19 protein-coding genes, 1 pseudogene and 1 riboswitch are annotated in these 21,866 nt (G+C 44.0%); of the genes and pseudogenes, 13 read left to right on the top strand and 7 right to left on the bottom strand.

The features are described 5' to 3' along the window. Window positions 1-80: 80 nt before the first annotated feature. From DWW52_RS20000 to DWW52_RS19990, 3 genes are all read right to left on the bottom strand, one after another. A complete protein-coding gene (locus DWW52_RS20000; protein ID WP_118717672.1) occupies window positions 81-851 on the bottom strand; it encodes a UPF0280 family protein in 771 nt (256 codons plus the stop codon). Window positions 852-979: 128 nt separating this feature from the next. After that, window positions 980-1,399, bottom strand: coding sequence for an NIL domain-containing protein (locus tag DWW52_RS19995; RefSeq protein ID WP_118717670.1), 420 nt, complete (start codon window positions 1,397-1,399; stop codon window positions 980-982). 139 nt (window positions 1,400-1,538) lie between these two features. Continuing rightward, window positions 1,539-2,687, bottom strand: coding sequence for a homocysteine biosynthesis protein (locus DWW52_RS19990; RefSeq protein ID WP_118717668.1), 1,149 nt, complete (start codon window positions 2,685-2,687; stop codon window positions 1,539-1,541). A gap of 351 nt (window positions 2,688-3,038) precedes the next feature. Next, a riboswitch (SAM riboswitch) is annotated at window positions 3,039-3,144 on the bottom strand. A gap of 389 nt (window positions 3,145-3,533) precedes the next feature. On the opposite strand from DWW52_RS19990, the gene DWW52_RS19985 reads away from it, so the two are divergent. Further along, entirely contained in the window at window positions 3,534-4,394 is an 861-nt protein-coding gene (locus DWW52_RS19985; protein ID WP_118717666.1) for an Rpn family recombination-promoting nuclease/putative transposase, read from the top strand. Window positions 4,395-4,495: 101 nt separating this feature from the next. On the opposite strand, the gene DWW52_RS19980 is transcribed toward DWW52_RS19985, so the two are convergent. Both DWW52_RS19980 and DWW52_RS19975 read right to left on the bottom strand, forming a co-directional pair. Then, a complete protein-coding gene (locus DWW52_RS19980) occupies window positions 4,496-5,185 on the bottom strand; it encodes a response regulator transcription factor (protein ID WP_158582681.1) in 690 nt (229 codons plus the stop codon). Next, window positions 5,170-6,528, bottom strand: a complete 1,359-nt coding sequence (locus tag DWW52_RS19975; RefSeq protein ID WP_118717662.1) for a sensor histidine kinase KdpD — start codon at window positions 6,526-6,528, stop codon at window positions 5,170-5,172. Before DWW52_RS19975 ends, DWW52_RS19980 begins: the two co-directional genes overlap by 16 nt. Before the next feature lie 183 nt (window positions 6,529-6,711). On the opposite strand from DWW52_RS19975, the gene DWW52_RS19970 reads away from it, so the two are divergent. The 8 genes and pseudogenes from DWW52_RS19970 to DWW52_RS19935 form a co-directional block, all read left to right on the top strand. Beyond that, window positions 6,712-7,377, top strand: coding sequence for an ABC transporter ATP-binding protein (locus DWW52_RS19970; RefSeq protein WP_118717660.1), 666 nt, complete (start codon window positions 6,712-6,714; stop codon window positions 7,375-7,377). Next, a complete protein-coding gene (locus tag DWW52_RS19965; protein WP_118717658.1) occupies window positions 7,374-8,597 on the top strand; it encodes an ABC transporter permease in 1,224 nt (407 codons plus the stop codon). Before DWW52_RS19970 ends, DWW52_RS19965 begins: the two co-directional genes overlap by 4 nt. Then, the gene (locus tag DWW52_RS19960; protein ID WP_118717656.1) at window positions 8,594-9,766 is read left to right on the top strand and encodes an ABC transporter permease; all 1,173 of its coding nucleotides are present in this window, start codon (window positions 8,594-8,596) and stop codon (window positions 9,764-9,766) included. Before DWW52_RS19965 ends, DWW52_RS19960 begins: the two co-directional genes overlap by 4 nt. Before the next feature lie 9 nt (window positions 9,767-9,775). Next, entirely contained in the window at window positions 9,776-10,999 is a 1,224-nt protein-coding gene (locus DWW52_RS19955; protein ID WP_118717654.1) for an ABC transporter permease, read from the top strand. Continuing rightward, window positions 10,996-12,168, top strand: coding sequence for an ABC transporter permease (locus DWW52_RS19950; protein WP_118717652.1), 1,173 nt, complete (start codon window positions 10,996-10,998; stop codon window positions 12,166-12,168). Before DWW52_RS19955 ends, DWW52_RS19950 begins: the two co-directional genes overlap by 4 nt. Window positions 12,169-12,188: 20 nt before the next feature. Beyond that, a complete protein-coding gene (locus DWW52_RS19945; RefSeq protein WP_118717650.1) occupies window positions 12,189-13,655 on the top strand; it encodes a TolC family protein in 1,467 nt (488 codons plus the stop codon). 4 nt (window positions 13,656-13,659) lie between these two features. Continuing rightward, entirely contained in the window at window positions 13,660-14,904 is a 1,245-nt protein-coding gene (locus DWW52_RS19940; RefSeq protein WP_199692025.1) for an efflux RND transporter periplasmic adaptor subunit, read from the top strand. Window positions 14,905-15,055: 151 nt separating this feature from the next. Then, a pseudogene (locus DWW52_RS19935) lies at window positions 15,056-15,232 on the top strand (transcriptional regulator); the annotation flags it as partial. Between the two features lie 307 nt (window positions 15,233-15,539). Here the strand turns inward: DWW52_RS19935 and DWW52_RS19930 are convergent. Both DWW52_RS19930 and DWW52_RS19925 read right to left on the bottom strand, forming a co-directional pair. Then, window positions 15,540-16,085, bottom strand: coding sequence for a porin family protein (locus DWW52_RS19930; RefSeq protein WP_118717646.1), 546 nt, complete (start codon window positions 16,083-16,085; stop codon window positions 15,540-15,542). Window positions 16,086-16,126: 41 nt separating this feature from the next. Next, window positions 16,127-16,888: an RNA methyltransferase gene (locus DWW52_RS19925; RefSeq protein ID WP_118717644.1), complete on the bottom strand. Its 762-nt coding sequence runs from the start codon at window positions 16,886-16,888 to the stop codon at window positions 16,127-16,129. Between the two features lie 62 nt (window positions 16,889-16,950). Here DWW52_RS19925 and DWW52_RS19920 point away from each other — a divergent pair, with 62 nt between their 5' ends. The 4 genes from DWW52_RS19920 to DWW52_RS19905 all read left to right on the top strand — a co-directional run bounded on the left by DWW52_RS19920 (window position 16,951) and on the right by DWW52_RS19905 (window position 21,843). Further along, window positions 16,951-19,266, top strand: coding sequence for a BamA/TamA family outer membrane protein (locus tag DWW52_RS19920; protein ID WP_118717642.1), 2,316 nt, complete (start codon window positions 16,951-16,953; stop codon window positions 19,264-19,266). A gap of 230 nt (window positions 19,267-19,496) precedes the next feature. Then, a complete protein-coding gene (locus tag DWW52_RS19915; RefSeq protein WP_118717640.1) occupies window positions 19,497-20,441 on the top strand; it encodes a sensor histidine kinase in 945 nt (314 codons plus the stop codon). Window positions 20,442-20,451: 10 nt separating this feature from the next. Continuing rightward, window positions 20,452-21,102 (top strand): response regulator transcription factor, encoded by a 651-nt coding sequence (locus tag DWW52_RS19910; RefSeq protein WP_118717638.1) that lies wholly within the window; start codon window positions 20,452-20,454, stop codon window positions 21,100-21,102. A 9-nt stretch (window positions 21,103-21,111) separates the two neighbouring features. Continuing rightward, window positions 21,112-21,843 carry a nucleotidyltransferase family protein gene (locus DWW52_RS19905; RefSeq protein WP_233556998.1) on the top strand — a complete coding sequence of 244 codons (732 nt, stop codon included), beginning with the start codon at window positions 21,112-21,114 and terminating at the stop codon, window positions 21,841-21,843. Window positions 21,844-21,866 lie beyond the last annotated feature (23 nt).

The raw sequence follows: 21,866 nt of genomic DNA, 5'->3' as shown, positions 1-21,866 counted from the left end.
TAAGGTTTATAAAGTCCGTGGCCCCCCCGCGGGGCGCTTTGTTTACGGTAGCTTGTGCTGCCGAATCACTTAATCCGAAATCACGGAATCACTGAATGATTCGGTTGAAAGAGTTTTAAATCAAAAATCCCGTGAATCCCGATCTTGTCATCTTTGATGCAGATCGCGGCAAGGATGTCATCCGCTTTTCCAATCTTCTCGATGCAAGGGGCGATGTCGTCCGTTGTTTTGATCTCGTTGGCAAAGGCCGTGGCGTACGTGTCGGCTAGCGCGCAATCCTTACAGATGATCATAACCGCATCCGCTTTCCCGAAACTCAGAGAGGGGCCCACGGTTCCCGATGAAGTGCATATTCCTAACGGGGCATACCCGGCGGGAATCGTGAACCCCACTTTTTCCGACAGGGGAGACGTTCCGGCAAACACGGCGATATCCATATCTTTCCGTATGTCGGCGTAGATATCTCCGCCATTTTCCACGATGATTTCCTGTACCCCGTATTTTTCTTTAATTTCACGGGCAATATATCCCGCGACGGCTCCCGCAACAGCACTCATCGGGCCGATCCCGGATTGACGGGCAACTTCCGACATTTCGAGGAAGATGGCCGGGGCCTCCGGTTTCGCCTCGTAGGATACAAGTGTCGTGGCATATTCCGGGTCATTTGCCAGGTAAGCGTCCATGATATCACGTAATGCCCGGATTCGTGATTCCGTGAATTCCGGAATAGTTATCTGGAAAGATTCTTTGTCAATCCCTATCCAGAGATCAGTCTCTTTGTAAGCGACCGTGAAAGAATGCCAACGACCTTCCTGTAAATGTTCTCGATATGTCCTATTCTTGTATTCCATTTGAGTTTGTAAAGTTTATAAGGTTTGTAAAGTTTATAAAGTCATGCGGACAACAGAGTTGTTGCGGGTAAAGAGCTCGTAAGGTCCATGAACTTTATAAACTTTATGAACCTTACGAACTTTATAAACTAATTAAACGCATCGCTGAATTCGATCTTGAAAAGTTTCAACGGGCAGGCTTTTAAACATAGCTTGCAGGCGATGCACTTTTCCGGGTTGAATTGCAATTTCCAGTCGGGAGCCTCGATTGTCAGGGCATGTGAGAAACAGGCTGAAGCGCAGTTCCCGCAATTGATACAACGGGATTCATCGTAAGAAATCTTGCTGGACACCGGGCTTACCGAGACCCCGTTGTCATTCAGGAATGCGATGGCTTGCTCTATTCTTAAAGCGTCCGCGTCCATTTCTATCAACAGGGAACCGGTTTTTCCGGGTTGTATTTCAGCTTTTAGTATGTTTATTTTTACATCGTAAATACGAATTAAATCGTATGTCAAGGGTCTATCTGTTGCGTCTACCGGGAAGGTCAATATTACTTTTTTGGTCATAACCTTATTTATTTTAGATTTTAGATTTTAAATTTTAGATTGAAAGATTCAGAGATTTTATGATTCTCGATTCCGTGATTCGGCAGCACAAGCTGTCGTGGATAAAGCGCCCCGCGGGGGTCCATAGACTTTATAAACCTTATAAACTCTTTTCATCTTTCAATTGTTTCAAAGAGGTTCCTGTCGGCATGGGGCGAACGGGTTCCGTGAGTAGGAAGTCACCTTTCTGTATCCATGATTTCAGGATGTCCGCGATTTGTCGGGCTTTTGCCAGACTGGCTACCGGGGTCGTCTTGATTTTGTGGCCGTTCACCTCGATTTCTCCGCTTTGAAGGGCAGCATAGTTTGTTTTGCCTAAAATCTTGTTCCCGTCGCCGTAATCCACTACCGTGGTTTCGATTTGTTCGTTCCGGATAGAAACTCTTCGGGCGAGGTCTTCATCTAAAATCGGGATTGGGATACCGATACCCACGAACATGCTCACGCCGTATTTCTCGTAGTACACGCCTCGCAGGAATTCCGTGCTCATGTTTTTCAGGTCGCCGATCACGGCAATTGTTCGGGCATTACTGGTTGGTATACCATACTCGTTTGTTTCTTTCGTGGAATGGAACTGGGTCCCGTTCCAGGTTACGTATCCTTCCGTGCCACAAAGGAAGATGCGTGTACCCAAGCCGATCGTGCGGCATTCCGGGTCGTTCAACAGGGGGGATAATTCTCCGGCCGTGCTGTAAGAGGCATTCCGTAATTTGGGTAACAGGGTTCCCATGTAAGTATATTTGATCTTGTCCGTGGAGTTGGTTGCCACGTTGTAGTTCTGGTAGGCATTTCTCGGGTTGTATAGGATAGCCTCGTTGATCGTGTCTTTCGTGATCACGGTTTTGATGTGTTTCCGGGGATAACAGTCTGTGCCTTTTCCCCATGCTTCGAGGGTGATTTCTTTTCCCGCGATCAGGTCTTCGATGATATGAGCTCCCCCGTAACTGGGATTTTCCGAATTACAGTCCGTGGCTCCCACGTAAGTATCCACCGCGGCGAGTCCTCCGCTGACACGTACACCGTTCAACTCAATTTTTTCCATGCGGATCGGGGGATTAGCGTGTCCGAAATTCAGGAACGCTCCCGAGGAACACATTGCCCCGAAGGTGGCCGTGGTTACAACGTCAACTTTCTCGGCGATCTCTTTCGGGGAGAGTGTTTTTGCCAGTTCGGACACTTCTTCGGCAGTTAATACTACTGCCGTGCCTTTCTTTATTTTTTCGTTTATTTCCGCGTATGTCTTTGCCATAGTCTTGTTCAATCTCTTGATGAATAAATTGTTTGCTGGTGATTTTTTACATGATAGTAACCTTGTAACTATCTGATTATTAGATGGTGTGTGAAAATGTATGTTTACAAGATTCCAAACGGCTTTTCGAGAAACCGAATTAATGAATTTTGAAAATAACAATACGATTTTCCAATCAGAAATCTAAAATCAAAAAATCTAAAATAAATAAGTCCGGGGTGTAAAAGATATTAGCGCATGCAGCGCATACGCATAGACATGGCGATAGAATGAATGAAAAGACCTCTACAATTTGTAGTGCAATAAATGCTGTTTTGTTTTGTTGTTTCTGTTTTCATTTTTCTTTAGCTTAAATTATAACTCCTGGTTCTCAGGTCGGGTTTTGGCACCTTGCAAGAAGCCTTGCAGGTTGTCGGAATTTCTATGAGCCCGTTCTCTCGATTCCTCTTTATAATTCAAACAATCCTCGCAGATTGAATTGATCGGGACAAAGAAAAAAAGAATAATTGAATCGTGCAAGTATTTTAACAGATAATTTTCTTGAAATCAATATTACCTCCATGTTATCGCTTACATCTCTTCGTTATCTCTAGGATAAATGTTCGTTATCTCTTCGTCTCTTAGAAGGTAACTTTAAGCCTGGTATAACGAATAGATAACGAAGAGATGTAAGCGTATGTGTTGAGAATGAGTGTATGAATTGCTATTGTTGGTTGTTTTTATAGGCTTTAATCATAATTTTCCAGTTGAATTTGCAGGGTTGGAAAAATCATCCCGGGATAAACAGAATTCAATTTAATTTGCTAACTTTGTAGTTGTTGAACCATAGATTAAAAACGACGCATCATGAAATATTTGAATCCTAAAGCAGACTTGACTTTTAAGCATGTATTCGGCGAACATCCCGACCTGGTGATGAGTTTACTCAATGCTCTGCTCCCGCTTGCTCCCGGGGAGGAGATTACCGATATTGAATACTTGCCCTCGGAAATGGTGCCGGAAAATCCGTTGCGTAAGAACAGTATCGTGGACGTGCGTTGCAAGGATAAATCGGGCCGGCAATTCATAGTGGAAATGCAGATGATCTGGTCGCCGGAGTTTAAACAACGAGTACTGTTCAACGCCTCGAAAGCTTACGTGCGACAAATAGAAAGTGGCGAAAACTATCACTTGCTGCAACCCGTGTACTCGCTCAATCTCGTGAATGATATTTTCGAGTCGGAACTGGAAGGATATTATCATCATTATAGGCTGGTACACGTGGAGAATTCTAATAAAGTGATTGATGGTCTACAATTGATATTTGTCGAGTTACCCAAATTTCACCCGCATAATTACTCCGAGAAGAAAATGCAGGTGCTCTGGTTACGTTACTTGACAGAGATAGATGAGAATACAGTGGAAGTACCGGAAGAATTGCTGGCAAATCCCGAGGTGAAGAAAGCCGTGAAAGCGGTAGAAGAATCAGCTTTTACCCCGGCACAGTTGTTAGGCTACGAGAAGTTTTGGGATATTATCAGCGTGGAGAAAACATTATATTATAGTGCCGAGCAAAGAGGATTGCAAAAAGGATTGCAAAGAGGCATGGAAAGAGGCATGGAGAAGGAAAAGCGGCAAATTGCTCAAAATATGAAATCATTTGGTTTAGCCTCTGATACTATCGCTAAAATGACCGGACTTTCTCTTGATGAGATTGATCGGTTATAATATTCTTGATTCCTTACCGCGCTATTGGGCGGGCATTGATGGAAGTGGATGTTGAGTTTGATGTCAAAAAATGGGATATCGTATGGCTCGAACGGATGAGATTACCTGATGTCATTTACTAGTTTGTACCCTCTGGCGAATTCATTTTTGATAGCGATCGAGGTATCGGGTTTTAATTTTTTGTTGAGCAGGCAGACGTAGCGGGTAAATGCCCGTTCTTTATCGGTGGTATAAAGGCCCCACAGGGTTTCGCACATTTCGACGATAGAGATTATTTCGTTGATGCGTAGGCAGAATAACCAGAGTATTTTGGCTTCCATTCCTTTCAGTTCTTCTTTGTGTCCGCAGGTTATGAGTTGCCGGGTATTCTTGTTGAACGTGGTGGAGGGAGAGAGGTGGAATAGTCCCTGTTCTTTTTCCGTGTTTATTCTTCGTGTTCTGGCTATTGCCTTGTCGATACGGGCTTTCACCTCGTCAACACTACACCCTTTCACGAGGTAATCGTCAGCGCCTTCGTATAGAGCGTGGTTGTGATTCAGGGAACTTAAAATAATGATCGGAACCTGATCTCCTTGTTCCCGGATGAGTCGGATGAGTTCGTGCCCGTCTTTACCCGGTAGATCCATGTCGAGGAGGATGAGATCCCATTTCCCATTTTGATATAAATCCCAGGCTTCGTTTCCGGTCGAGGCGATTGTCACGGTGAATCCGGCTTCTTCGAGGATTTCTTGGTAGATGAGTGCTGCCGTGGTATTATCTTCCGCGTATAGTATTTTTATTTCGTTCTCCATTTTTTGAGTTTTATGGTGAAGGTACATCCATTTCCGGGTGTACTGTTTAAAGAAAGACTACCCCCGTGTGCTTTTACCACGTTGCGAACGTAGGTTAATCCTAAACCGTATCCTTTTTTAGCTCCCGGATTTTCGTTTGTATTTACTTGATAATATTTATCGAATATATGCTTTTGTTCTTTTTTGGGTATACCGGGGCCGTTGTCTTTTACCTGAATGATGAGTGTTCCTCTTTTCTGGTAACAGGTAACGGTTATCCGGGGTTCATTCCCGCCGTATTTAACGGCGTTATCCAGTAGATTTTGAATGGCCCCGAGCAAGTGAAAATGGGAGGCGTGTATGTTTTGATATTGAACCAGGTATCTTAATTGCACGTGAATGTTTTTCTGGTTCAAGTTGGCGTTTTGCAACTTTTCCAGCAAGAGGGATAATTCTGTTTTTAAATTGAACTCGTTTTTATTGATCCGGAGACGAGCGATTCCGCTCAATGTTTTAAGTAATTGTTGCGAACTTGTTCTCAAAAGTTCTATTTCCTGTTGAATGATCTGTATTTTTTTTATGCCTTTTTCGTCTTCGGGCGAAATGGATTTCTTTTCAAGTAATTGAGCGAGAGTCCCGATGTTATTTAATGGTGTTTTCCAGTCGTGAACGACTTGTTGTATCATTTTTTCTTGTAGGCGGGATAGTTGTTGTTGTATCCGGGAAAGATACAGGAGTCCGAAAATCAACAAGAGGGTAAATGCCGCGATTGCAAGGACGTTATTCCATGCTTTTGTTAGAAAGATGGCAGTCGGGAAATTGTAGTATATCTTGATTGATTCTCCCGATTGGGATCCGAGGGAATAGATTTTAGAACGGATCAGGCCGGATATATCGGTGTCGTTCAAGGGGAAGCGTTCAATTTCGTTGCTTGTATTATCAAGCTTGCAAGTTATGAGTTGTACCTTCACGCTTTGCTTCCCGAGCGATAGATGCAAGAGGGTATCTAACCGGGAAAGAGGAGCAAGTTCACGAGAGGAAGTCCCGAGTAATTTGCGGATATATGTGTGTTTCAAGGTTTCGTTGGAATCAATACATATTGTATGAACCGTGTCCCGTGTTTGAATATTGATCGTGAAGGTTTGGGGATTGAAATCTATGTCGTTGGTGAGTTCGGATGAATCAGGTAAATTCGAGAGTCTGAGGTAAGAATCGACACTTGTCTCCACGATGGAGTCCATGTATTTCTGCCATTGACTTTTTTCCAGTTTATACAGGTTGATTCCTGAAAATAGTTGGTTAAGCCAAAGTAATACAAATATGACGCAAGTCGTGTAGCCGATAACTTTTAAGTTGTTCCTCATGTTGTTGCACCGATCGCACTTTTCAGCAAAATACTCTTTTTACAGTATTTGTTTGTTGCGAATGTAATTATTCCTCTTCATTTTACAACACTTTTACAATAAATTGAGCCAGGATAAGTGAATTTGGTTTATCATTTTTGTATCGGTAAAATGAATAAAGAATAATCATTAAAATACAAAATCATGATAACACTGGAAAATATAAACAAGACGTTTTACACGAAAGAGGTTGAAACACGGGCATTGGAAAATATAAATCTCACGGTGGAGGCAGGGGAGTTCGTGGCTATCATGGGGCCGTCGGGATGTGGGAAGAGTACGATGTTGAATATCATGGGATTGCTTGATACACCCACCGAAGGTTGGGTGATTATTGATGATGTCAGGGCTGATTTGTTGTATGATCGGGATAAAGCCCGAATCCGAAACCAGAAACTTGGTTTTATTTTTCAAAGTTTTCATCTGATCCCATCGCTGAACGTGCTGGATAACGTGTTGTTGCCGATGTTGTACCGGAAAGGTGCTTCCGTGTCGGGAAGCAAGCAACGGGCGTTGGAAATACTGGACAAGGTGGGGTTGAGCCACCGTCTGAAACATTTTCCCTCGCAGTTGTCCGGTGGACAATGCCAGCGTGTAGCGATTGCCCGGGCGTTAATGGGACAACCGAAAGTGATCTTGGCGGATGAACCCACGGGTAATTTGGATAGCAAAATGGGGGCGGAGATTATGGATATTCTTTTAAGGTTGAATCAGGAGGGGACAACGATCGTGATGGTGACACATGACGAGCATATTGCACGGGAGACGAGTCGGGTTATTCGGTTGTTTGACGGAAAATTGGTGTTATGAACAGGTTGAAGAATTATATTATGCCGGCCTTGTATAACATAAGGCATAATCTTTCCTTTTCTTTATTTTACGTGCTGGGGACGGCGATGTCTTTCGTCTTTATCGCGATAGCGTTGCAAGTGCTGTATTCTTTTATCGGGAATGTTCCCCCGGTAGACAAGGGGGATCGGATCGTGTCGTTTGGTAGTTTTGAAGATAAGGGAGGACGTTCGCATGGAATTAATGCTTTTTACACGGAAACTTTAATAAAAAATATCAAAGGATGTGAGATGTATGCCAGATGGCATATTGAGGATTGTGATATTTTTGTTGATAACGGGATGGTGTCCCAATGTGTGAATTACGTGAATGCAGATTACTGGAAAGTCTTTCGGTTTAAGTTTATCGAGGGCCGGGCGTTCAGCCAACAGGAATACGAGAATAAACAACCGGTAGCGGTGATTAATCAAATGATGGCGAAAGCTCTTTTCCGGGGAGAGAATGCCGTTGGACGGAAAATAGAAATTCAAAAAGTTTCTTACACGATTACCGGGGTGGTAGAGAATATTTCTTTTTTTACAACTTTAATTGCGGATGGCTTTTGGCTTTCGGATCAATTTAACACGTTTACCCCTAGTGGAAGTAGTTATTATCACCTTGAGGTGTTATTTCCTTCAGCGTTTCCAATAGCAGAGGCGAAGCGAGAAGTTGCTCAAGCGGTAAAGGCATATTTTGATGCGCGGAGGATAAAGGTTGATATATCTGCCGAGAAGATGAAAACTCGGAAAGAGGTGGTTATGCAGGAGGTAGGACTTGATATATTATCGTATGGAATTCCCGTGATTGTATTGTTGTTGCTTGTGGTTCCGGCGATTAATATCGTGACTTTGAGTATATCTAATTCGAACCGGAGATCGGAAGAGATTGCAATTCGTCGTGCTATTGGGGCATCTCGTCCCGTGTTATTTTCTTATATTGTTGTGGAGAATTTGATATTAGTATTGGCAGGTATTGTCGTTGGTTTATTGTTGTTTTCTCCGGTAGTTTACGGGATAGAATACCTCTGTTTTGAAGATTCTCTTTTGGGAAATGTGTCATTCCTTACACAATTGAATTTTATGGTGATTTTGTGTGGGGTGCTACCCTTGTCTATTTTGTTTACATTACTAGTTAGTATGTTTCCGGCATTTGTTACGTTACGGAAAAATATGGCGGAAGTGTTGAAAGGAGGTTCAAAATGATACGGAATTTATTGAAAGTATTATGGAATGATCGAAAATCTTATTTGGGTATTTTCGTGGAGCAGGTAGTCGTATTCGTGGTTTTAATGGTGGGTGTGGTCTCTGTGGTCACGGTTTTTAAACAGTATTGTGCTCCCGGGATGTTGGATACTGAAAATACTGTTGGATTCGGATATATGCTTTCAAACACTAGTTCGGGAACAGAAAATTTGAAATGGGAAGATATGAAGGCGATAGCTGAGACCGTGGTTGCTAATATTAAAGAATTGCCTTATGTTGAAGAGGTTACTTGGAGTTGTGGAATGATTCCTTATATGAGATCTCAGGCTTTACATGACAGTATAAGAATTGATGGAAAAACCTTGTTTGTAAATTGGAGAGCATCAGATGGGGCGGGAGCAAAAGTGTTTCGGCCGGATATTATAGAGGGAGATTGGTTAACGAACAGTGTGTTGGAAGATGGGTCGTTTACTTGTGTGGTTACCAAACAATTGACTGATGATTTGAAATGGGAACAAGCCTTGGGACGTAAAATTGTGTATGAGGGAAAAACGTTTACCGTGGTTGGAGTGTTATCCGGGATAAAGCATGCTGCGTTTGAATTATCCGAACCGACTGTAATTGTGGATTTAAATAGAATATCAAGTATTGGATCGTTTAGAGAGTTTTGTGCCCGTGTACAGCCCGGTAAAGAGATGGATTTTATTTTGGCCTATTATAAAGAATTTAATCGTTTGTTACCCATGAAAAATGTACAGGCGTATGCGGCAGTGATGCAAAAAGCGAAAAAACAATTTATGAGTATGCTCACGATAAATCTGTATTTGCAGGCAATACCCACCCTTTTTCTTCTTTTCTTTGCTTTTATCGGTACGTTCGGTTTGTTCCTTCAACACACGGAGACTCGGGTTCACGAGTTTGCCGTGAGGTTGTCGGTAGGGGCAACAACCCGTAATTTGTTGACATTCGTGATTTTGGAAAGTACCGTGGTGACCCTTTTAGCTAGTATTCCCGGTGTGTTGTTATCGTTCTTTATTTACGATTATATCATGATCGAGGTAACGGGCATCGCGGTAACTTTGGTAATTATGCTCTTTTTTTCCGTGTTGAGTGCGTGGTTCCCTGCCTACAAGGTGACGAAGATTAATCCGGCAATTGCTTTAAAGTAAAATTAGCGTATGAAAAAATTATATATTTATTGGAAGCCGATTTGCTATAATATCATGCACCATAAAGCGTATGCCTTGTTCTGCGTGTTCGGGGCGATGTTGACATTCGTGTTTGTCACGATATTGTTGCAAATCGTTCACGTGGTGCGGGGAAATATGCCCCCGGCTCTTTATTCTGAGCGGATTGTTGAAGTTCCCAGCTATATATGGGATGAACAGGGGAATAATTTCAAGAGTAGGTTGAACCGGAAGGACGTGCAGATGATTATGAGCCAGTTAAAGGGATACGAGAATTATACCTGTTATCACGATGAGGCTAATAATGTCCGGGCGAACGGTCAGTTCGGGATGAATATGGCTGTCTACACGGATTATAATTATTGGAACGTGTTTCAGTATGATTTCGTGCAGGGACATCCTTTCACGGAACGGGAAGCAAAAGAGCCGAGGGTGGTGGTGAACGAGAGTGTGGCGAAAACTTATTTCGCAAAGGCGAACGTGGTGGGTGAGGAGCTATGTTTTCAAGGTAATAGGTACAAGATTATCGGGGTGGTTGCCGATATTTCGTTGTTTGCACAGGATGGTCATCTTTCAATTTGGTTGCCCGAGTATTTTGATCGGGGGATGTCCGGTAATGATTGGGTGAATACGTATATTTTATTTCCAGAAGGTACCGATATGGAGAAGGCGAAGAAAATGGTGATGTCTGCCGTGAGTTATGTGGCGGAAATGAAACATGTCAACGTGACTCAATTTCCGGAACCCGTACGTACGGTGCAGGAAGTGAGAGCCGAGGTGTTCGGGGGACATTTGTGGAGGATGAGTGTTTTTTTGGGACTTTTGTTATTGTTGATAATTCCTATATTGAATATCATCCTTTTGAGTGTGGCTAACACGAGTATTCAGGTTGCTGAACTTGGGATTAAGCGGGCGTTAGGAGCAAATCGGGATTTCGTGTTTTTGGAGGTTTTGATTGAAAATATCGTGTTGGTGATCGTGGGAACTTTGTTGGGAATTGCCTTGCTTCTTCCTTTATGTCAGTTCTTGGATAAATTGCTTTTCGGGAATATGATTATCGGGTCATTGACGATTTTGGCCGAAATGAACTGGACGGTCATTCTCTTGGAGGTGCTGCCTTTGTCATTGTTGTTTTCTCTCGTTTCCAGCGGACTTCCGGCCTATTGGGTGATAAGAAATCCAATCGTGGATATGTTGAAAGGAGGTGTGGAATGATACGCCATATTTTTACTCTGTTCTGGAATCAAAAAAAGAAATACGGGGGGATGTTCATAGAGCAGGCGGTGGTTTTTGTTGTTCTGGTGTTTTGTTTCGTGAACACGGGGGAGACTTTAGCCCGGTATTACACGCCGGGAATGTTGAATACTGAAAACACGTTGCAGTTTGGCCCGGAGCTTAAACTGGAAGGACGTTCTCTCTCGTCAGAAGAAACGGAGAATATGATGAGACATTTGTGCGAGACATTGCGCACGCATCTTTCCGTGGTGGCTGTCAGTGAGTGCGCGTTTTTCGTCCCCTATGTTCGTTCGGAGAATATGAATCCGAAAGATTCTTTAAAGTGCGAGGGGAAGAGTGTACAAATTTACGTGAAAGGAGCGGATGAATTCACGGCTAGCGTGTTCGACATAAAGCTGGAGGAGGGGAGATGGTTGCCCGGTAAAATATTGGCTGACGGGACTTATCCGGCTATTGTAACCCGACAGTTAGCAGATCGGTTCGGGTGGCACGAAGTGGTGGGAAGGAATATTTCTCTTAACGGGAAAGCGTGTACGATTGTCGGGGTGATGGCCGGATTGAAACAGGAAGTTTATAAAGAATCCTGCCCGACATTGATCTTGCCTTACGAGGTTTGCGGCTATAGCGATTGGCCCGAATTTATTGTCCGGGTACGGGATGGGGAATTGAAGACATTCAGTAATTTACTTGATAGAGAGTGTAGTCGTTTATTTGCGGGTACGAATCAGGAAATCGGGATATATAGCGTGGAGGGATTGAAAATAACCACGATGTTGAGTAATATCGTGAGTGTGGGGACGATCGTTATTCCCACGTCGTTTTTGTTGATATTTACTTTTATCGGGACATTCGGGTTGTTCTGGCTTTACTCGACCAAGCGGAGAAAGGAATTTGCCTTGCGTCTGGTAGTCGGGTCTACTGTCGGGGGATTGCATCGTTTTGTGATTTTGGAGAGTTTTGTTTTGACTGTACTGGCCTTGTTGCTGGGATTAGGTTTGTTTGTATTTGTTTACCCGTTACAGTTTGTTCCTATGCTGGCTTTGGGGAGTGCGGTTGTGATCATGATTATTTTCTCGATGTTCAGTGCTTGGTGGCCCGCTTACCGGGTTTCGAGGGTTAACCCGGTGGAGGCGATGCGGGAGGAGTGACATGTAAATACAGGATCATTATGAAAGAATTTTTGACGATAGGGTGTTTGTTGTTGATGTTGCCCGTTTTCGGGCAGCAAGAACAGAAGTTGATCACGTTGGAGGAGGCGATTCGCTTGGCACGAAGTCAATCGCTGGATGCCATGATGGCCAAGAATCAATGGAGAGCGGCATACTGGCAGTACCGGAATTACAAGGCGGATTTGTTACCGAATGTGAAGTTGACGGGAACGATCCCTAGTTTTAATCGCACGATGTCCAGTTATCTGAAAGAGGACGGGACGTACAAATACGTGTCGAGTAATTCGATTTCCGAACAGATGGCCCTGTCTCTCACGCAGAATATCCCGTTAACGGGAGGACAGTTATCATTGCAGTCCCAGTTGGAACGGGTGGATCAATTGGAGGGAAACCGGGAGACGGAGTATATGAGCGTGCCATTTAACGTGGTATTCTCGCAACCGTTGATCACGGCGAATCCCTTGAAATGGAATACGCGGATTGAACCCGAGAAATACAAGCAGGCACAACAACAGTTTGTCGTGGATATGGAGTCTATTGCCATTCAGGCGGTGTCGTGTTATTTTGATTTATTGTTGGCCATGATTAACGTGAATATTGATAAACAAAATCTGGAGAGTTCAAAAAAGTTAATGGAAATCGCCCGGGGGAAACGGGAACGGGGATTGATTTCGGATAACGATTTGTTGCAATTAAGGTTGAATTATTTGAACGCATCGTCCTCCCTGATTCAGACGGAGCAGGCCTACGAGCAGAAGATGTTTGCTTTGAGAAATTATTTGGGATATAACGATCGGGTGCTGTTGGTTCCGGAAATACCGGGAGAGTGTCCGGGGATAGAGGTTTCTTATGAACGTGTACTGGAATTGGCGGACAAGAACAATCCTTTCTGTCACGAGGTTATTTGTCGGTTGTTGAATGCTCGTCAACAGGTGGCGCAAGCAAAGGCAGGTCGGGGTTTTCAGGCTGACGTGTATGCTTCGATCGGGTACACGGGGACCGATAGTCGGTTTAAAGATACCTATCGGAATTTGCGTAACCGGGAATCGGTGAGCTTGGGAATAAGTATCCCGATTCTGAATTGGGGAAAAGGAAGGGGACAGGTGGAATTGGCCCGCTCGCAAGAGGATATTGTAAAGGTACAGGTGGAACAGGAAACGCAGAATTTTGAACAAAACGTGCTGACGACGGTACGACAATATCAGGAGCAGAGTCGATTGAACGAGATCGTGCGTTTGGCGGACACGGTGGCTCAGAAACGCTACAAAACGGCATACGAGACTTTCGTGTTAGGGCAGATCAGCGTGTTGGATTTGAATGCGGCCCGAACGGAACAGGATGATGCTCGCCGGATGTATATCAGTCAACTTTATTCTTCGTGGAGGTATTTTTACACGTTGCGAAAGCTGACACTCTATGATTTCGAGCAGGAACAGGATATAATTTACGAACAAGAAAAATATTAGGAGTATGGATCGGGCAATTTCTTCGGGGATGAAAAGACAACGTAAACGGAAGTTATTGATAAAGGTTGTTATTGTCGTGATAGTTGGTGTGTGTGGTTTTTATGGTCTGGTAAACGTGTTTCAGCCCAAGATTCGGGGGAGCGAGATTAATTTCGGGATCGTGGACCGGGGGGTGGTGGAAGTATCCGTGTATGCCACGGGAAAAGTGGTTCCTTTTGCCGAGGAGATTATCACCTCGCCTGTTTCATCGAAAATATTGGAGGTGTATAAAAAGGCGGGAGATCGGGTAGAGAAGGATGAGCCTTTATTGCAGTTGGATTTGGAAACGATTAAAACGGAATACGACACCAAGAAGGAATCTCTGGAAATGCAGTTGAGTAAATTGGATTTGCAGCGTAGGACGATAGCCAGCGATTTGGCGGAGATGAAAATGCAGGTTGATATTGACGAAATGACGCTGAAACGGACGTTGGTGTCGTTGAATAACGAACGGTATCTGGATAGCATCGGGGCCAGTACCCGGGAAAAGGTGCGGGAGGCTGAATTGAATTACACGGTGAAAGGGATGCAATTGGAACAATTGAAACGGAAGTATGAAAATAAGAAAAGTGCTTCCGAGTCGGAAATCAAATCTTTGGAGTTGGATTACAAGATTGCCAAACGGAATATAGATTTGTTGTTTAAAACGTTGGGGGAGGCCCATGTGATGGCTCCCCGGGCGGCAACCCTGACCTGGATTAATGATCAGGTGGGTTCCTCCGTGTCAGCGGGTAGTAATCTGGCGATACTGTCGGATTTATCCACTTTTAAGGTGGAGGCGGAGATCGCTGATAGTTATGCCGATAAAATTAGCACGGGGAACCGGGTGAACGTGATGATCGGTAGCGAGAAGTTCGAGGGTGTGGTCGGGAATGTGACCCCGTCGGTGAATAACGGGGTGATCAAGTTTGTCGTGTTTTTGGAGGATCACGGTAATAAACGGTTACGGTCGGGGTTGAAAGTGGATGTTCACGTGACGCATGCCGTGACGGAAGAGGCGCTGCGTTTACCCACGGGAGCTTATTATATGGGACGAGGGGAATACGAGCTGTGGGTTAAGCAAGGGGATAAAATCATGAAACGGAAGGTCAATTTGGGAGAAAGCGGGTTCGAAAATGTAGAAGTGATTGCCGGGCTTGAAGAAGGAGAGGAGGTTGTGATCTCGGATATGGGGAGATACCGAGAGAGGGAGGTTTTGACGATAAAGTAGAATATAAGTCAATATGTAGATAATATTTATAACAATGGCGAACTCGTAATTGAAGCAACTCACAAGAATTTCTTGTGAGTTTGTCAGGGGGTAACCGTTAGGTAAAACAAGATATATAAAATAAAATTGTTCAACTATTGAAATTGGATTTATGACAAGGATTGAAAATCAAGCTCAATATGAATGGGCAGTAAAAAGAGTAGAAGAACTTCTTCCATTAGTGGATGATAGTACTTCGTTAAGTGATCCGAATAGCATAGAATTGGAACTTCTTTCTAATCTGGTTGCCGATTACTCGGAGGAACATTTTGCATTGGGAGAATCTTCTTGGGGGAATAGGATATAAAAAAGAGAAGCTTTGCGCTTCTCTTTATAATAAACTCCTCCGACCTTCGGCCACCTCCTCTATAAACGAGGCCGCTGAAAAAGTCGGTATTGTGATAAACAACTACCCCCTCCGGCTCCCCCTTACACAGGGGGAGAGTTGATTACCAAGCGGTTGCCCCGCCTGTGTAAGGAGGGGACAGGGGTAGTAGTTCAAATAATGGGACTTTTTCAGTACCCTCATAAACATAGGAGGAGCTGGTGATCTTCCCGAAGACGGTGAGTATTTTAGCTCTCCCTCTGTTTCTCTTTTAGATAATCTTGAATCCTAAAGTTAGGTTCCAGGATTTGGGAGCTTTCACGTCGTCCCCGAATTTCTTTAATCCGAACTCGTAATCAATATCGAAAGTAACTTTCCACACGTCGACTCCGGCACCGATTTTACCGTTCCACATCATTTTGTCTGTGTTGAAATCCTTTTTCAGGTCTTTGGTCACGAAAGAGGCAACCGGACCGGCAAATCCGCGTAGTTTGAAGATGGGGAGTTTCAGTATGTTGTATCCGACCATAACCGGAATGTCGATAGAGCTATATTTGAATTTTCCAATGGAATATTCATTTTTGATTCCGCTCTCTTTATGAGCGAAGTTTACGGCAGGTTCAAGATAGAGGCTTCCCAGATTGATACGGGCAAAAGCTCCGATCATGTATCCGCCATGAGAATCTACTTTCAGGTGTTTCGCATTGATCTTCGTGTTATTCCAACCTCCGTGTATACCGATGTTGATTGGGAGAGATTGAGCCATTGTTGCCAGGCCAATAAGGCTGAATAGTGCCAATACTACAAATTTTTTCATACTACATTCTTTTTTGTTTAAATAATTTGTTCTTTCATTATTTATTCCATTCGTTTGAATTCCGAGAGGATGATGCCGGTGGCTACACCCACGTTTAGGGATTCGGTTGAATAGAGGCTATGTGCAAAACTCGGGATCGTGATCTTGTGACTGACAAATTGTTCGATCTCGGGGGTGATGCCGTTTCCTTCGTTTCCCATGACAATAAATCCTTTGGTCCGGAGTTGTTGCTTGTAGATATTTTCACCTCGCAGGAAAGTCCCGTAACACGGGAAATCCTGCCCCACGAACCGGGGGATAAAGTTGACAAGATCCAAGTAGAAAACATTCACCCGGAAGATTGCACCCATGCTTGCTTGAACGGATTTCGGGTTAAAAATGTTTGCACAATCGTGATCACAAAATATATTCCGGATGCCGAACCAGTCACAGACACGGAGTATCGTGCCGATGTTACCGGGGTCCTGGATTCCGTTGAGGATGACGGAGAGGCTGTTTTCTATCTCGTCCGGGTTGTATCCCTTGACCGGGATTTCGGACAGAGCGATGACTTCCGGCAGGGATTTGAAATTGGATACCCGTCCCATTTCGATCTCGTTGACCTCGATAACGTTGTATGATTTAACGTGTTGTTGGTTGTTCGCGATCCACGAGGGACTGGCAACAAGCGTGTCAATTTTCATGTCTGAAAGGAGTAATTCCTGTACCAGTTTATCTCCCTCGACCTTGTATAAATTATATTTTTCCCTGAATTTCTTTTTTTCAAGGTTTTGGATTACATTTGTTAGGTGTTTGCTAAGCATCGTTTTTAAGCTTGCTGGTTAAAATAAAACACAAACATAGTATTTTTTTGAGATTTTTGAGCATGCGTGTAGCGTACAAGATAAGTTTTATTTTTTTTATAGTCTATTTCTTCTATTCGTGTTCCCCGACGAAATATGTCGGGAAGGACGAGTATTTGCTGGATCGGGTGAAGGTGAAAGTGGATGATTATAAATTGAATAGATCTGATATCAAGCGAAATATCCGGCAAAAACCGAATACTCGTATCTTGGGAGTTGCCCGCTTTCACCTGGGGTTGTATAATCTGAGCGGGAGGAATGATAAAAAGAAATTTAACCAGTGGTTGCGGCGAATCGGGGAGGCTCCCGTTATTTACGATCCTTTCATGACGCAGCGTAGTGCGAGCCAGATAGAATTGTATCTCCATAATAAAGGATTTTATAGCGCCCGGGTGACGGATTCCGTCATGTACAAGAAGAAGAAGGCGCTCGTGGAGTACCGGATAGACATGGGACCCGTTACCCGTATTCAGGATGTGAAGTTTGATTCGAAAGTGGGAAAGGAAAACGTGATCGCGGAGGAGAGCGGGTTAATGGCTAATTATCGCCGGGACACGCTGAACACGCTTCTGGAGAAGAATGCGCCCCTGGACCTCGACGTGCTGGACGACGAGCGGGAACGGATCACGAAAATGCTTCGGGAGAGAGGATATTTTAATTTCTCGAAGAATTTTATCCAGTTTTTTGCCGACACGACAACTACGTCTAAAGAGAATATGGCAAAGCTCTTCGTGCGGATTGTCGAGAATGCCGTGGATAGTAATGCTTACAGGCGTTATTTCGTGAGGAATATCAGCGTGAATTTTGATTACGATCCGTTGATGACGGCCGAACAGGTGGATTCGACGTACAAGACGTTGTTTTATAACGGGTATACTATTCTGTACAAGGATAAGTTGAAGATAAAACCGAAGATGATAATCGAGACGATTCAATTGCAACGAAACGAGTTGTATGATGCCCGGCGGGTGATTGATACTTACGTGCGGTTGCAGGCGTTGAATCTTTTTAAGATGGTGAATATTGATTTTAAGGAGGTGGATTCGGAAGGAGAGGTGAAAGCGTTGGATTGTGTGATTCAGCTTTCTCCCGTGAAAAGGCAGTCTTATAACGTGTTTCTGGAAGGTACCCATAATTCGGGGAACATGGGAGTCGGGGGAAATTTCACGTATAATCATCGTAACGTGTTCCGGGCAGGAGAGAATATTTCCGCTAGTATTTGGGGTAGTTTGCGGAAAGAACAGGTGGACGGGGAAGGAAAGATATTCAATACTTCCGAGATCGGTGCCGAGTTGAAGTTCGTGACACCCCAGTTTTGGATGCCTTTCTTCAAAATGAAGGATTTCCGGCGGAATTACGCCCCGAAAACTTCTATTTCTTTCTCGTACAGTTATGAATACACGCCTTATTATACCCGATCAATTGCTAATGCCCGTTTCGGTTATCTGTGGCGGAAGTCGAACAAGAAATGGCGTTATAATTTTGATCTGATTGATTTGAATTACGTGTTGATGAAGGATGTGGATCAGAATTTTATTGACGGTCTGAAGAACGAGTATATCAAGAATGCTTACACGGATCACATGATTCTTTCGGCCGTTTTTTCCGCGACGTATACCGATCAGTTGATCAACACGAAAGCGAATTACAATTATTTTCGGGTGAACATGGAGACTTCGGGGAATTTCCTGGCAGCGATAGACGGGATTGTCGGGCATAAGAAGACGGTGGGAACGTTGGACGAGAAATATCATGAGTTATTCGGTGTAAGGTACGCGCAATTCGTGAAATCGGATGCGGAGTATCGGTATAATTGGTATATCAACCGGGCGAACTCTTTGGTGGGACGTGTTTTCGTGGGGTGTGGTTACCCGTACGGAAACATGAAAGTGTTACCTTTCGAAGAAGCATATTATGGTGGCGGGGCCAACGATATCCGGGCTTGGCAAGCGAGAACGCTGGGCCCCGGTTCTTATCTGGCAACCGAGAAATACCCGAATAGTGTCGGGGATTTCAAACTGGCCGGGAATATAGAGTATCGTTTTAAATTGATCTGGTTGTTGGAAGGTGCGTTGTTTATTGACGCGGGAAACGTGTGGAATATTAACCCGAAGGAGAACCGTCCGGGGGCGAAGTTGAATTACAATTTCTTTAATCAGATTGCTATCGGTACGGGGGCTGGATTACGATTGAACGCGAATTTCTTCTTGTTGCGCTTTGACTTGGGGATCAAGGTGAAAGATCCTTCTATGCCTGTGGGGAATCGTTTCGTGTTGTTTGATTCGCGGGGAGGTTTCCGCCGTTCGGTGTTTAACGTGGCAATCGGGTATCCGTTCTAGGAGATAAAAGATAAAAACTAAGAGATAAAAGTTGAATCAAAATGTCGGCTTGTGCGGGGAAATAACTTGTAAACTTGTAACTCGCTGAAGGCAATTCCCCGTGCAATTGGAATCTAAAATCTAAAATCGTAAATCATAAAATTAATCAGGGGTTGATTATTTTGGAAATTATACCGATCTTTGAACATAACTTTTATCCTTTAGTTTTTAACTTTTAACTCATATATATCGTGGTTACACAAATAGTTGTATACTTATCTTTGTTGTTGCAGATCGTGGCGATGGGGTTCGCGATCAGTTTATTCAAGCGGACAAAGTTTAATGCGGCGTGGATATTGATCTCCACGGGTTTTTTCCTGATGGCAATTTACCGGGCAATTGAGCTGGTTCCCACGTTACATCGGGGAGAGTCGGAAGAGTTGTACCAGACGAAAGTATGGTTGTCGTTGGTGATCTCTCTTGCGTTCGCTATCGGGGCATTCTATATACGAAAGGTGTTTCAGTTTTTGCGTCGGCTGGACGGGATTCGGAGCGAGACGGAGAAACGAGTCTTGTCGGCGATTATCCGCACGGAAGAGCAGGAGCGTCAGCGTTTCGCGAAGGAGTTGCATGATGGTCTGGGACCTTTGTTGAGTGTTATCAAGATGTTGCTTTCCGGTTTTGACGAGAAGAACACGCCCGACGTGAACGAGAAGATCAAGGGAAATCTGAAACAGGCCGTGGATGAGGCGATCGTGAGTGTGCGGGAGATTTCGGCTAATATCAGTCCTCATATTTTGAATAATTTCGGATTGAAGGATGCCACGGATTCTTTTATTCGGAAATTACGCCCGGCAGAGGGAATCAGTATTAATTTTAAAACAAATATCGGTAATCGCCGTTTTATATATAACGTGGAGGTAATCATGTACCGGGTGATCTGCGAGTTGATAAACAACACGCTGCGTCATGCGAATGCCAGTAAGGTGGATATTGATTTACAGTTGCAAGGCGATGTTTTGTATCTGGAATACGAGGATAATGGCATGGGGTTTGACGTAAAACAAGCCGAAAGTGACGGGGGAATGGGGTTGAGCAACATGCAGTATCGCTTGAATTCCGGTAACGGGGATCTCAAGATATTGAGTGAGGAGGGACGGGGAATGATTGCCCGGGCTTTTATAAAGTGTAAGTAATTATCGTTTTATGGATAAATTGAGAATATATCTGGTCGATGACCATAAATTATTTCGGGAAGGGTTGAAGTTGTTACTTTCAACGCAGGATTTCGTTCGCCATATTTACGAGGCTTCAAGCGGACGAGAATTTATTGAAAATTTGTCGTTTGTTGATTGTGATGTCGTTTTGATGGATATCGAGATGCCGGAAATGAACGGTATTGATGCCACGATCGAGGCCATGAAGCTGAAACCTTCTTTAAAAATTATAGTACTTTCGATGTACGGGGATGAGCAATATTATTATAAGATGATTGATGCCGGGGCGAAAGGATTCTTATTGAAAAATTCGGGGATTGATAAGGTGGTGACGGCTATTCAGAAAGTGGCGGCAGGAGAAAGTTTCTTTTCGGAAGAGTTATTGGTGAATATACTGAATAACATGCGCGATAATAAGAATGAGGTGGCGGAAACCGTGGATAATGATATTTCGGAACGGGAACTGGAGATTTTGTATCACGTGTGCCGGGGACTTTCTAATCAGGAGATTGCGGACGAATTGTTTATTAGTAAACGTACGGTTGACAAGCATCGGGCAAATTTGCTCAGTAAAACCGGATGCCGGAACACGGCGGCATTGGTGATGTACGCGATAAAGAATAATATCATCGAAATTTAGAATAGACATATGAACGGGATGATTTTTGCTGCCGGTTTGGGAACCCGGTTAAGGCCGTTGACGAATGATCGGCCGAAAGCATTGGTGGAGTTAAAAGGGAAGACATTGCTCGAACGGGTGATCGAGCGAATGAGGGAGGTGAAGGTGGAGCGGTTGGTAATTAATGTGCATCATTTTGCCGATCTGGTGGAGAGTTTTCTGAGAGAGAAGGATAACTTCGGGATGGACATCGTGTTATCCGACGAGCGGGAGGAGCTTCTGGATACGGGTGGGGGAGTGCTGAAAGCACGGGAGTTGTTTATTCCGGGAAAGCCTGTCCTCATTCATAACGTGGATATATTAACCGATTTGGATTTGACTGCTCTGGTGCGTCAGCACGAGGAACATGATGCCTACGCCACGTTGGTGGTGCAACAGGCGTTAGCTGATCGGGTATTGAAGTTTAACCGGGGATTGTTGAAAGGTTGGGAGAATAAACGTACCGGGGAACAAAAGATCGTGGATAACGGTTTTTACGGGGCTAAGGAATTTAATTATTGCGGAATTCAGGTGCTTAGTCCGGAATATCTGAAAAATATAATTCATTGCCACGTGTTCTCGATAATTGATGAACATCTGGCGCAAGCCAAAGAACACCCTATAGAGCTTTTCCGGCACGATGGTTTATGTTTTGATCTGGGGACCCCGGAAGCGATAAAAACAATTGAAAATGGAAAGTTGAAAATGAAAAAGGGGCTATAAAGTCCATAAAGTCCATAAGGTCC

The organism is Odoribacter sp. AF15-53 (genome assembly GCF_003479425.1).
Classification (GTDB): domain Bacteria; phylum Bacteroidota; class Bacteroidia; order Bacteroidales; family Marinifilaceae; genus Butyricimonas.
This window is presented reverse-complemented; position numbering and strand designations above follow the sequence as displayed.

What these genes read in the sequence shown, in the direction of transcription:
- DWW52_RS20000 (WP_118717672.1), bottom strand. Translation starts at nt 851, where the DNA reads ATGGAATACAAGAATAGGACATATCGAGAACATTTACAGGAAGGTCGT.
- DWW52_RS19995 (WP_118717670.1), bottom strand. Translation starts at nt 1,399, where the DNA reads ATGACCAAAAAAGTAATATTGACCTTCCCGGTAGACGCAACAGATAGA.
- DWW52_RS19990 (WP_118717668.1), bottom strand. Translation starts at nt 2,687, where the DNA reads ATGGCAAAGACATACGCGGAAATAAACGAAAAAATAAAGAAAGGCACG.
- DWW52_RS19985 (WP_118717666.1), top strand. Translation starts at nt 3,534, where the DNA reads ATGAAATATTTGAATCCTAAAGCAGACTTGACTTTTAAGCATGTATTC.
- DWW52_RS19980 (WP_158582681.1), bottom strand. Translation starts at nt 5,185, where the DNA reads ATGGAGAACGAAATAAAAATACTATACGCGGAAGATAATACCACGGCA.
- DWW52_RS19975 (WP_118717662.1), bottom strand. Translation starts at nt 6,528, where the DNA reads ATGAGGAACAACTTAAAAGTTATCGGCTACACGACTTGCGTCATATTT.
- DWW52_RS19970 (WP_118717660.1), top strand. Translation starts at nt 6,712, where the DNA reads ATGATAACACTGGAAAATATAAACAAGACGTTTTACACGAAAGAGGTT.
- DWW52_RS19965 (WP_118717658.1), top strand. Translation starts at nt 7,374, where the DNA reads ATGAACAGGTTGAAGAATTATATTATGCCGGCCTTGTATAACATAAGG.
- DWW52_RS19960 (WP_118717656.1), top strand. Translation starts at nt 8,594, where the DNA reads ATGATACGGAATTTATTGAAAGTATTATGGAATGATCGAAAATCTTAT.
- DWW52_RS19955 (WP_118717654.1), top strand. Translation starts at nt 9,776, where the DNA reads ATGAAAAAATTATATATTTATTGGAAGCCGATTTGCTATAATATCATG.
- DWW52_RS19950 (WP_118717652.1), top strand. Translation starts at nt 10,996, where the DNA reads ATGATACGCCATATTTTTACTCTGTTCTGGAATCAAAAAAAGAAATAC.
- DWW52_RS19945 (WP_118717650.1), top strand. Translation starts at nt 12,189, where the DNA reads ATGAAAGAATTTTTGACGATAGGGTGTTTGTTGTTGATGTTGCCCGTT.
- DWW52_RS19940 (WP_199692025.1), top strand. Translation starts at nt 13,660, where the DNA reads ATGGATCGGGCAATTTCTTCGGGGATGAAAAGACAACGTAAACGGAAG.
- DWW52_RS19930 (WP_118717646.1), bottom strand. Translation starts at nt 16,085, where the DNA reads ATGAAAAAATTTGTAGTATTGGCACTATTCAGCCTTATTGGCCTGGCA.
- DWW52_RS19925 (WP_118717644.1), bottom strand. Translation starts at nt 16,888, where the DNA reads ATGCTTAGCAAACACCTAACAAATGTAATCCAAAACCTTGAAAAAAAG.
- DWW52_RS19920 (WP_118717642.1), top strand. Translation starts at nt 16,951, where the DNA reads ATGCGTGTAGCGTACAAGATAAGTTTTATTTTTTTTATAGTCTATTTC.
- DWW52_RS19910 (WP_118717638.1), top strand. Translation starts at nt 20,452, where the DNA reads ATGGATAAATTGAGAATATATCTGGTCGATGACCATAAATTATTTCGG.
- DWW52_RS19905 (WP_233556998.1), top strand. Translation starts at nt 21,112, where the DNA reads ATGAACGGGATGATTTTTGCTGCCGGTTTGGGAACCCGGTTAAGGCCG.